Annotated in this window: 3 protein-coding genes; 2 read left to right on the plus strand and 1 reads right to left on the minus strand. The window is 34.6% G+C overall.

The features are described 5' to 3' along the window. Positions 1-1,102 (minus strand): ABC transporter permease (locus D8Q48_RS16890; protein WP_243116335.1); only part of this gene is annotated, 1,102 nt, incomplete at its 3' end. Between the two features lie 545 nt (positions 1,103-1,647). On the opposite strand from D8Q48_RS16890, the gene D8Q48_RS16895 reads away from it, so the two are divergent. Both D8Q48_RS16895 and D8Q48_RS16900 read left to right on the plus strand, forming a co-directional pair. Next, positions 1,648-2,283: a hypothetical protein gene (locus tag D8Q48_RS16895; RefSeq protein WP_117861817.1), complete on the plus strand. Its 636-nt coding sequence runs from the start codon at positions 1,648-1,650 to the stop codon at positions 2,281-2,283. 15 nt (positions 2,284-2,298) lie between these two features. Further along, positions 2,299-2,478, plus strand: coding sequence for a hypothetical protein (locus tag D8Q48_RS16900; RefSeq protein ID WP_117861818.1), 180 nt, complete (start codon positions 2,299-2,301; stop codon positions 2,476-2,478). Positions 2,479-2,890: the final 412 nt, after the last annotated feature.

The raw sequence follows: 2,890 nt of genomic DNA on the forward strand, positions 1-2,890 counted from the left end.
GTGTTTTTCTGGCAACTGTATTTTCGTTATAAGCAGCACTCTCAATACAAGACAGCTTCGTTATTTTTCTAATAACGCCTTCCGATGCTATCCACAAAATTCCATTTACAAATACAACAGAAAGCAAAAGAATCCACGGTTTGAAAAAGGAAAGTATTGTATTCCCTCCCATTTCCTGATAAAAATGGAAACCTAATAGTTCCGGTATTAATAAGACTAAAATCAGTGCAGAGATCAAACTTCCCAAGACAGAACCTTTTAACATGAGTGACCTCATTTGTTTCCGGTATATTTTTGTAATCTGTCTTTCTGTGGCTCCGATCGTGTGGAGCAGTCCGAGATTTTGAACATCTTCGCTCATGGATATCCAAAGGACATTGCGCACAAGGAAATATATTCCACACAAAATACCTAGCGTTCCTAATATCACCATCTCATATCCACCTGCGAATTTAGAAACAGCAGTATATTGTGCTGTTTCAGATACGTATATCTTCTGTTCTGCACTCTTCATTGGCAATGTCTGATATAATTTTTCTTCTGTTTTACTTCTGCTTAAATGATTGCTCTGACTGAAAAGTAAAGTATAAGGACCCTTTTCCAGTTTCAACTCTTTAATTTTGTCATGTGAAATATATCCGATTGCTAATTCATTTCCAGAGTCTGTATACCAGCCACACAATTCGAATTTTTCTTTTGAATGTTCGAACACACCTTTGTATACATCTAAGTTTATTTCCATTCCCTGTTCCGGTTCAGAGATACCAAGTTTTTTCAATGCCCGCTCAGATAATAGAATTTCATCCTTTTTCTGTGGGTAGCTTCCAATCACATTGGTATATGCCGATCTCAAAAAATCGTTCCAGCTTTCTGAGTCAGCCCAGACTATATCACATATCGTTTTTGCATTGTTCTCCGAAACTTCTGTAGCTTCACCTACAAAAATACTTTTTCCAACTTGTTTTATATAATCCAGTTGTTTTAATTTTGCATATTGTTCTTCTGTTCCATCTTCTATTCTGCCCGAAGAAGCGGTTCCATTTTCTCTGACCAGTCTTATTTCTTCTGCCTGTATTTTTCCAAAGGAAATTCCAAATACCATGGTAATAGCAACAATACCGATTACTGCCGAGCAAAATAAAATCGTATGATGTGGGTGTCAAAAGTATTGATATCACATAGTGCGCTTTGCTACGAAAATAAAACTCGTAGCAAAGGACAAAAAATATGTGCAGTTGTCAGTCACAGAAAATGTGACTTTTGACACCCACATCATAAAAAATAAACCGGCAGAAAAACAACTTATTCATAAGAAAAATTTTAGTTATATAAGCGGTAAGGAAAGCCAAATAAATTTTTATCTGCAGGAACCGCAGTGCTGCGAAAGATAATATTATGGAAAAACGAATTGCCCAAAATATCAGAATAGTATGAATGTTTATTGAAAGTTGTCTGAATATATAATATAATACTATTACAATAAAAACGAGTATTCTTTGTTATGAGAGGAGGAGAATCCATTGGCATATTAATTTCACATCGAAAAAAAATAAGAAAGTAGTGTAAAATATTTATTTTTAAGAAAGATATATGTGTTGCCAGAAATCTTGTGGAATGTAACAGAATTAAAGGAAGGAGAAAGAATTTATGAAACACGCAAAGAAAATGATAGCATTCATATTAGTAATTACAATTACGCTGATACAAGGGATATCTGCAAACGCCTCAAATATTAATCTTAATGATGATTCTGCTAATTTATTATATAAAAATCATCACTCAGAAGAAATTCTGATTGATGGGAAAACTTATATCTATAACTTATATCTGACGGATGAAGGAAATCGAGGGATGGATATACTTGATGAATCAGGTCAGATTATAGCACAATTAGAATATGATGAAGATAATTATACTACTCTAGTGGATGGTCATGTTTGGAGTGTTGGTACTCCTGACAAAAATGTAAATGTATTAGCTGATGCTAATTGGATTTATTTCAGTTCTGTAGATCATACTATTACATGGCCAGAAGCCGCTGCTGTTGCTGTAATCGCAGGTGCTATAGCAATAGGTATCGGATTCATTGGTCCACAGGCAGTAATAGGAGCTATTGGTTTTGGAGCATTATCTGTAATTGCTGGTATGAGTCCTGGAGGACGTGTCAACGCAACAATTTATAAATTCAATTCATCTCTTATTAATCAATATAAAGTCATTTGGATGTTCTGCGATCCGCTAGGTGTATGGTACGGTCCATATACAAATATAGTTAACCAATAACTCAAGGAGGTATTTATGAAAAAGCATTTATCGGCTATCATAACAAGTATCGGAATCATGATTGGAATTATCTTACTGATTTTGATTCAGGTAATTGGAAAGACGAATATTCTTGACATACTGGTAAGGTGCTATACTTTTTCTATCCCATTATGGATTACTATTATTGTTTCCTTAAAAAGAAAAGAAAAGTAGTACCGCTATTTCAAAAAAGACAACATCAGTACAGCTTGACTGCAGAGCAGGAAGGAGACTATTATATTACAATTTATTTTGCGACTAAGATACTTACTTTGAAAAATGGTCGGATGGAGAGAAAGCCACCAGGGTTGTTTCATGAAGGATTTTTAAAAACATAAAAAGATCAGATTTTATCGGGGGTTATGCATGTTATACAAAACATGTGTAACTCTTGATTTTTTGTGCCTGTAGAGATATAATATCTATATGGTATAGGTGTATTGCACCTATACAGAAAGAAGGATATTATGCCAGTAACTGAGAAAAAGTACCCGGATTGGGTTCAGAAGTATCGGATCAAAGGAACTACCGTGAAGAAAAAAGGAGATTCGTATTATCTCTATAAAAGAACATCCCGGCGCGTGAA

The organism is Ruminococcus sp. B05 (assembly GCF_003628495.1).
Lineage (GTDB): Bacteria > Bacillota > Clostridia > Lachnospirales > Lachnospiraceae > Schaedlerella > Schaedlerella hominis.